General features: G+C 55.8%; 13 protein-coding genes and 1 pseudogene. 11 read left to right on the forward strand and 3 right to left on the reverse strand.

All coding sequences use genetic code 11. From position 1 onward, the window contains the following. Window positions 1-94 precede the first annotated feature (94 nt). On the reverse strand, window positions 95-328 hold the full coding sequence (locus BW940_RS20415) for a winged helix-turn-helix domain-containing protein (protein WP_076610992.1): 234 nt from the start codon (window positions 326-328) through the stop codon (window positions 95-97). 380 nt (window positions 329-708) lie between these two features. On the opposite strand from BW940_RS20415, the gene BW940_RS20420 reads away from it, so the two are divergent. From BW940_RS20420 to BW940_RS21625, 6 genes are all read left to right on the forward strand, one after another. Beyond that, the gene (locus BW940_RS20420) at window positions 709-1,377 is read left to right on the forward strand and encodes a hypothetical protein (RefSeq protein ID WP_076610993.1); all 669 of its coding nucleotides are present in this window, start codon (window positions 709-711) and stop codon (window positions 1,375-1,377) included. Between the two features lie 14 nt (window positions 1,378-1,391). Next, window positions 1,392-1,628 carry a hypothetical protein gene (locus tag BW940_RS21360; protein WP_076610994.1) on the forward strand — a complete coding sequence of 79 codons (237 nt, stop codon included), beginning with the start codon at window positions 1,392-1,394 and terminating at the stop codon, window positions 1,626-1,628. After that, complete coding sequence (locus BW940_RS20430) at window positions 1,625-2,167, forward strand: hypothetical protein (RefSeq protein WP_076610995.1); 543 nt, start codon at window positions 1,625-1,627, stop codon at window positions 2,165-2,167. Before BW940_RS21360 ends, BW940_RS20430 begins: the two co-directional genes overlap by 4 nt. After that, complete coding sequence (locus BW940_RS20435) at window positions 2,164-2,886, forward strand: hypothetical protein (protein ID WP_076610996.1); 723 nt, start codon at window positions 2,164-2,166, stop codon at window positions 2,884-2,886. Before BW940_RS20430 ends, BW940_RS20435 begins: the two co-directional genes overlap by 4 nt. Continuing rightward, window positions 2,883-3,347 (forward strand): hypothetical protein, encoded by a 465-nt coding sequence (locus BW940_RS20440; protein WP_076610997.1) that lies wholly within the window; start codon window positions 2,883-2,885, stop codon window positions 3,345-3,347. The genes BW940_RS20435 and BW940_RS20440 overlap by 4 nt, the downstream gene beginning before the upstream one ends. A 199-nt stretch (window positions 3,348-3,546) precedes the next feature. Continuing rightward, complete coding sequence (locus BW940_RS21625; RefSeq protein WP_159440204.1) at window positions 3,547-3,702, forward strand: hypothetical protein; 156 nt, start codon at window positions 3,547-3,549, stop codon at window positions 3,700-3,702. Between the two features lie 168 nt (window positions 3,703-3,870). On the opposite strand, the gene BW940_RS21365 is transcribed toward BW940_RS21625, so the two are convergent. Further along, window positions 3,871-4,800, reverse strand: coding sequence for a hypothetical protein (locus BW940_RS21365; RefSeq protein ID WP_143823978.1), 930 nt, complete (start codon window positions 4,798-4,800; stop codon window positions 3,871-3,873). Between the two features lie 346 nt (window positions 4,801-5,146). Between BW940_RS21365 and BW940_RS20445 the strand changes: the two genes are divergently transcribed. Genes BW940_RS20445 through BW940_RS20465 form a run of 5 tightly spaced genes read left to right on the forward strand, consistent with a single transcriptional unit; the run spans window position 5,147 to window position 6,864 of the window. Further along, a complete protein-coding gene (locus BW940_RS20445) occupies window positions 5,147-5,464 on the forward strand; it encodes a PadR family transcriptional regulator (RefSeq protein WP_076610998.1) in 318 nt (105 codons plus the stop codon). Further along, complete coding sequence (locus BW940_RS20450) at window positions 5,464-5,748, forward strand: hypothetical protein (RefSeq protein WP_076610999.1); 285 nt, start codon at window positions 5,464-5,466, stop codon at window positions 5,746-5,748. Before BW940_RS20445 ends, BW940_RS20450 begins: the two co-directional genes overlap by 1 nt. Further along, a complete protein-coding gene (locus tag BW940_RS20455) occupies window positions 5,745-6,002 on the forward strand; it encodes a hypothetical protein (RefSeq protein WP_076611000.1) in 258 nt (85 codons plus the stop codon). The genes BW940_RS20450 and BW940_RS20455 overlap by 4 nt, the downstream gene beginning before the upstream one ends. Continuing rightward, a complete protein-coding gene (locus tag BW940_RS20460) occupies window positions 5,999-6,349 on the forward strand; it encodes a hypothetical protein (protein ID WP_076611001.1) in 351 nt (116 codons plus the stop codon). The genes BW940_RS20455 and BW940_RS20460 overlap by 4 nt, the downstream gene beginning before the upstream one ends. After that, the gene (locus BW940_RS20465) at window positions 6,346-6,864 is read left to right on the forward strand and encodes a hypothetical protein (RefSeq protein ID WP_076611002.1); all 519 of its coding nucleotides are present in this window, start codon (window positions 6,346-6,348) and stop codon (window positions 6,862-6,864) included. Before BW940_RS20460 ends, BW940_RS20465 begins: the two co-directional genes overlap by 4 nt. Before the next feature lie 336 nt (window positions 6,865-7,200). Here BW940_RS20465 and BW940_RS20475 read toward each other — a convergent pair. Then, a pseudogene (locus BW940_RS20475) lies at window positions 7,201-7,430 on the reverse strand (IS4 family transposase); the annotation flags it as partial.

Genomic DNA, 7,430 nt, shown 5'->3' on the forward strand with positions numbered 1-7,430 from the left:
GTTCGAGACGCTTGACGATCTTCGTGATGCTGCTCTCTCTGCACTCAACCGAATCAAAGTTCCAGATGTCTTTACGTATTTATGTCCGTGAGTATCAGACCGACTGCCAGACGAACGTTCGGCCAAAATCCTCTTTTTTGACTTTCCCTTGCTCCTCGAGCTTCTTGAGCCGGTAGCGCGCAGTGTTCCGATGAACTCCTATTTCCTCAGCGAGTTCTGTTGTCGTAACTGGCTCAAGCTGACGAAGAACACGCAAGATTTTGGCTGACGATGTTTGCGTAGAGAAATCTCCAGAGTCGGGGTCATGTTCGTAACGATCAGGAGACATTGGATTACCTTTCGGACAACGAGATAAAAAGCGTTGTGCACACGACTAATGCACGTTGTGCAACTGCACAATGCAAAAACATAAGTGTTTCCACGTCTACCAATCAATTAGCACGAACCATTCAACGAGACTTACTGTCTGGCAAAAGCACCATGTTTGGGCATGGTGCGAGTGGTCCGTGTTCCACTGGGAAGTGAATAACGAACCATGCGACAGTTACAGATACTCGAACTTAAGTCTAGTCGGAAACAGACGGTTGTAGCGAACAGTAATCATGATGCCAGCCACGCGTTTGACGACGGCATCACACTCGACGCCGAGCCGACCTACGATCGCAGATACGATTCCTTACTGACGCTCGAGGAGACGGTCAGAGACCAATGACCGTCAACGCCCACAATCCGGGCGACAGCCGTTTTCAGTGCGACGATGACATCCTCGAGGCCGCTCCCGAGAATCCGGTTCGGTTCCTCTCCCGACCCAACTGGGTCTGGGAAGCGATGATTGACGGGATCACCGACCTCGATCGACTCGAGGCCTACCGGCAAGCCGAGAAACGTCATATCAACCGTAGTGCCGACAAAGCGGTCGCACACAAGTACATCGACGCCCGCGAACGCGAACTCACTGGGACGTCGCCGGAGACGACGGTCGACATCGAGACGACCGCCGACGTCGACACGACGACCAGCCCGACGACTAACGCAACGACCAACCCGATCACCGCCACCGACGGCGGCGAAACCGTTCCTCAGACTGACACAACAGCGGACACGGTGGAGGACCGGGCCAACGAACTCCACCCCGACGTTAGCGGCCTCGAGGCCGGCGAGGTCCTGGTCGTCGATCGCGACGAGCACACCGTCTGCATCTGGCCGGCAACGCCCGACGCCGACGAGCCGTTCATCCTGCGAGAGATCGCCGATGGAGACGACCACGTCGAAACCCTCAGCCAGTCGGCGTGCTTCGAGCGCATCCGGAGTTTCGATCCCGAGCGCCGATCGGCAGTCGAACTCGAGCACGACGCCCCAGCAACTGCCGCCCTATAGCGAAGTCAAAACTCATGAGCAGCCCTGAAAACTTCTCTCGAGAGAACTACGACAGTCAACCGTTGATCAAGGTCCGCTACCGTGGCGAGTGTCGAAACTACGGAACCACGACACAATCGACGCCACGGAAGACGGCCGAATCGAAACAAAAGTACGCCTGGATTCGCTGCCGGGACTGCGGAACGATCACTCGCTGTCCGAAATCGGACTCGAGCCACGCTGACGGCGCAGTCGCGGGGGATAGCTTATGAGTGCACAATCGGGCCACACTGGCCAGCAAGAGGCAACTGAGACGACGATGTCCGTTTCGAACCAGACGACGCAGTCGAATCGCCCACAGACGACGCCAACCGAACGCTCGATCGACCTCCGACTGACTGACTATCCGGTTTCGATCGAGAACACCGATCTGCTCGAGCATCTGTTCGATGAGTACGAGCTGGCCTGCGACGAGATCGCGGCGTTCGTCCCCGAACCGATCGACGCCGACGACGTCCGCCGCCGATTGCGCTACGAGACGATCCTCAAGCCGTGGGACGACCCACACATCCTCGAGGCGTGTTACGACGGCTACGATATGTCGACGACGGAGATCGCCGAGACAGTCTGCGATAACGCACTCACATCGGAGACGGTTCGTGTGCGTCTGCATACGTTCGGGATCCTCTCCGAAAAGAGTCAGAAGGTCCTCGAGAAGATGGATCCCGAAGACTTGGATCTGAGCCCGGCCGTCGACGATCACGATCCGAAGTATCTCCGCCGCGGATCGAACGGAGGTGCATCGGCGTGAGCGACGACGACAACGAGCAGGGGGTTCCCGACGACGCCACCCAAGAGGAAGTCGAGGAAGCAATCGAAGCCGTCGAAGACGAACACGACGCTGACTGCGAGACGGCGACGATCGGGACCCGCGACGGAATCGTGATGACCGACGGCGCTGGATCGGTGTTCGTCGACGGCGCTGCGACGACGTGTCCGGATTGCGGCGGGCAACTCGAGTACCAGTCCAGATCGATGCTCGTGTGTCTCGCGTGCGAGGCCGACTACGAGCACTGGAAGACGACTGACGAACACCGACTCGTGACCGTTGATCTGCACTCAGGCGACATCGAACGGGTTGCGACCGCACCTCGAGACGCCGATCCCGCCGGCCTTCGCGATGGCGAGACTCGAGACGACGAGACACATGCAAGTCGGACTGCACAACAACTGGCGATGATCGATGACGACCTCCAAACCGACGGTGGCGTAATCGAACGCACCGACTCACGTCTCGAGCACGACGATCACCAGCACTGCAAGCTGTGTGGGATGGAAATCGAGATCGATACCGAGGGAACAAACGGTATCCGCTGGAACCCGTTCGAACAGGAATGGGTCGCAGTCGAGAAGTGTGCGCCGTGCAAGGCCGAAGAACTGCTCAAGCAACTCTCAAACCTCTATTCGACCAACGTTGCGTTTGACGTGCCAGTCCGTGGGATGGACATCGAAAGCGAGGTGAAACGATGAGCATCGACCAGACCACACTCGAGGTCGGCGAAACGCGCCCGCCAGCGGTCCTCGAGAACGTCCGTACGACCTCGATCGGCGACATCGTCGTGATGGTGATGTGCACCCATCGTTTCGAACCCGATGACGTGATGGGCTGGCATACTCACAATCCCATGGACGTGACCCGCGAGTGGGTCCAGCAAAACGCCGAAGCGACGGTGGCGCGACTGCTCGGCGACGACGCCCAGACACACTCGACACGAAGCGCCGCGACGCCCTCGCTCGAGACCGAATCCGAACCGACTCTCAACACGAGCGAGGACTACAAGTTCTCTCGTCCGCAGTGTGTGGCCGCGACTGCGGCCGGCAATCGGTGCTCGAATCCGGTGCGTCGAACCGATGAGACAGTCGACTTCTGTCCGCGCCACGGCGACGCCGACGATGTCGAACGCTACGTCCCAAAGGAGGGCGATCGATGATGTTCTGCAGTCGCTGTCAGAGTCCTGCTGGACGCTCTTCGTGTGACGATCTCGAGGGACGCCTCGAGTCGATTGCGAAGCATCCGAACTTCCATACCGATCGATGTGCGGACTGCCAACACCACCCCAAGAATTGTACCTGCGAAGAGTACCGTCCATACAACATGGTCAGTGACCGAACCGAGACGGAGGAAGCCCAATGAGCACGACGGACCCGTTCGATTACGACCATCCAGAGATCGAGTCCCCACACGCGAACCAGATCACATGTGAACTCGAGTCGGTCTACATCAAAAACGCCGATCGGCCAGACGAACTGGGATCGTACCCGAAGATGCCGCCAACGGGCCGCTGACCGAGTGGCTCATGGCTGACATCGACGACGTCGCCGATCTCGACGCCATGCGCTGAGATACAGCTGAAGCCGTGGGTACCTCAATCATTATGTTCAGAAAAAGAGCACTTACTGACCGTAGGTCTCGCAACCGATTTCGAATCAAAGAAACTGTGCTACCATCTGCTACTAAGCTTCGCGGAGGTTTATATAGTCGATAGAAACATTCTGATTTCCGCTACTTCCTTGCTCAATAATCAAATAGAGATTGTCTCGGTTGCTGGCAATATCCGTAGCGTCATCTCCAGAGATTTCGAAAGTGTTCTCTCCCGAACTTAGCCCAAACGGACCTGCCAACGTCACTCCGTTTTCGTTGACGACATCAACATTCCAGGGCCCTTTAATATCTGACACCACCACTTCAAGTTCGTAATTATTGCTCAATGGAACTGTAGGAAGTGAGTAACCGACTTTTCCTGCTTCACCGCCTCCTGATTCAATATTCGCTGACTCCCCATCTTTTTCCGATACAGAACCTGGATTTTCGATTGTTCCTTCCGGATCGCTTGGTTGAGCACCGTCCCCGCTTTCTGCATCTTTGTAACTACTCGAGTCATCGTAGTCGTAACTACAGTCAATACTAATCTGCCGAGATGTTGTTCGGTCTGCATCGATGGAAACGTGATCGTCTGATGCAAAAAAGTTCAATTCCACGAAGTATGATTCACTCGACGAACTTTCCATCCCATTGCATTTCAAAATCACGTCATAATCGCGGATCGAAGATGATTGGATTGTTGCTTCGAGTCCATTTGGATCGCCATTCGGCTCCAGCCCAATAACAGAAACCTGAATATCCGAAAGTTCAAACCCACCGTAATTATCTGTGATCCGGAAAACAGTGGCTTCGTCATCCTCATTACTGATCGAAATGCTCTGATTAGAATCCGTGACATCATGCAAGCCAAGTAGTTCGTCCTCCGGATCGCCGGCCACATTAATGTTGTATCCGCGGTTCAACGTCACTGATGAAAACCCTAATGTTTCCGAGACAGTAACTAATGCGCCGGCAGCTATCATCCCGAGGGCCACTCGCCGTGTTAGTTTTCCTTTTGACATTATTTTAGTCCTAAACTCATTTACGGAAAGTAGTAAGACGATTATCTACAAACAGCGTCCTAGTTGCCATTGCTATACCTCTAGTTGTTGGAGAAGTAATAATTTTTGGTTAAGTCAACTTCCAAAGTAGTCTCCGTACCGACGTAATTGAATTTCCGCCTACTGGGAAGCTACTAGACCACTGTTGGAAAATGAGATGGCACGCTGCTCATGGGTCGTGATATCTGCACACACTACTATTTGTTATTCTTACAGATGTCTGTCTCGGCTTTCATTCTAGATTCCTGATCTGCACAGTCAATCTGCAGTCTCTGCATTGAAGTATTACCTCTTAGTAATCAGTAATATGGAAGCAACTGATACAAGTGCGCCACAGAAGCTTGCTTCGCTAACTGGATTCCGGCGAGACGTGCTGTACGTTATTGCTGGATCTGACAAACTCTATGGACTGGCGATCAAGGAGCAACTCGAGGTCTACTACGAAAGCGAGGTCAACCACGGGCAACTCTACCCGAATCTCAACGCGCTCGTTGAGCAGGGCCTCGTCGAGAAAGGTGAACTCGACAAGCGGACGAACTACTACGAGCTGACCGACCGTGGTCGACGGGCGCTGCGACAGCGCTCTGAGTGGGAGGCCCAGCACTTCGAAGAGGTGTCGGCGTAATGGCGCTGAAACCACAGCTACAGGAACGACTCTCCGTTGTTCGTGATGGCGACGAACTCGAGGTTTTCAACTGGGTGAACGTCGATCAGCCCGCGACCGTTCGCGGACACAATCCAGTCGTCGAAACCTACGACGCCGAGATCGGGGCCGGCGACGCCTCATTTACACCCGACGCTGTCACGACGTGGGTGGCCGACGAACTTCGCGACGAGTTCCATATCGACCCTGAAGACCACGGTATCGAAGTGGTCGACGTCGAGTCTGACGAGGTGTCGGTGTTATGAACGCCGACTACGAGTATCGCGTGACTGGTTGTGCAGGCGGTGGATGGCGACGAACCGAATGGCGGACGCGCGAACAGGCATTAGAGGACTACGAGACTGCGTGTGACAACTGGGATGGAGTGGTCGGATTCGAGCGACGAACCCCTGGCGACGACAAGACGATTCAGCGACGAACTGAGCCCGACTCGGGCAATTGGATCGACGTGACTGAAGACAAGATCCATTTTGAAGACGAGAAGGTGAAACCAGCATGAAAAGTACTGAACGAACTGCCGACGAGTGGGAACAGTATCTCGAAGAACACCCAGATGAGGTGCTGATGTTCGTCGACGCGGATTACGAGATCCACACGTTCGAGCACGATCAAGAGGACGATGAACTGTGCTTCCTCCGCGGAGGCACGTACGGATACGACTACGAAGGCTCTCGGGTTGCGCTTGAAGCGTTCGCCGAAGACGACTCAGACATTCACAAACTGGTCTCGAGAGACAAGGAGTACACCGAGCGGAAGCGTCTGACCGACGGCGAGTACGACACTCCAACAGAGTGGGCCGAGTGCAAACGCCAGATGGAAACAGAGCAACAGGAAGCAAACACATGACTGCCAAATCCGAACGCCACTACCCGAAAAACGCAAGCATTCGACTCGCCGCTCGAGACGACACCGAGGCGTACTACTTCAAGACGCCAACCGGTGGTGTGATGCAGGTGCCTGCGATGAACGCAGAACAGGCTCGCCAACTCGCTGCTGACGAATACCACGGCTTCGGTCCCGACGACTTTGAGCAGGTCGACGGCTTCGATCACGCTCACCTCAAGGAGTACTCAACGCCGCTCGAGTCCGGGCGACCGGTCAACGAACACGACATTTGGATGCTTCGGGCGGCCATGCGTACGTCCGCGAAACGGTACCGAAAACTCTCGAATCGCCGTAACCCGACTGACCGAATGCTCGAGGCTGTGCTCGACGAGTGGGACGATCCTGACGAGATCCCGCTGGCCGACGTCGACGCACTCCAGCAAGCTGACGGGATCGGCCCGTCGAGCGCCGGGCGGATCGTGGGTGCGGCGCTGGCGAACGAGCTGGTCGAACGGCCGACTCGAGGTGGCGAGTAGATGTCCGACACCAACTCGAGCGAGGTCGACCAACTCAGCGAAATTCGAGCCGAGCACGAACATAGCGTGGAACGAACCCTCGTTCAAGAGGTTTCGCGAGAGCGTAGGGCCTTGACCTGCCATGAGTGCGAGGGTCCAATCGCGGAGGGTCGACATGACGGCTACGGCTGGAGGAGTCTGTGATGACCGAATTCGACGATACCTCGGTCGTCTATCCGACTGATCCCGACACGTCACTCTCGTACTGGAAATCCACGCCCTCGAGACGCGAACAGATCCTCGAGGCAGCTGCCGACGATCCCGATCTCCAATCCCTCACGAACCATTGGTCTTTAGCTAAGCCTCAGCGGTCGGTTGGATGGTGGTAGCGAGTTGTTCTTGGAGGATTGATCGTTGCTTGTGGATCTTCTGAGCGTCTTCGATCAGTCGTTGTAGCAGTGGCGGCGGTGAGTAGGCGAGATATTCCCTCAGTTCACGGAGGATGAGCTGGGCGTGCGACCGAAAGGTCGCCGCCCAGCGTTCCGGCGGGAACACGATCCCATCATCAGCGTGCTCGATGACCAGAC

The sequence above is a fragment of the Natronorubrum thiooxidans genome, from assembly GCF_900156475.1.
GTDB lineage: Archaea > Halobacteriota > Halobacteria > Halobacteriales > Natrialbaceae > Natronorubrum > Natronorubrum thiooxidans.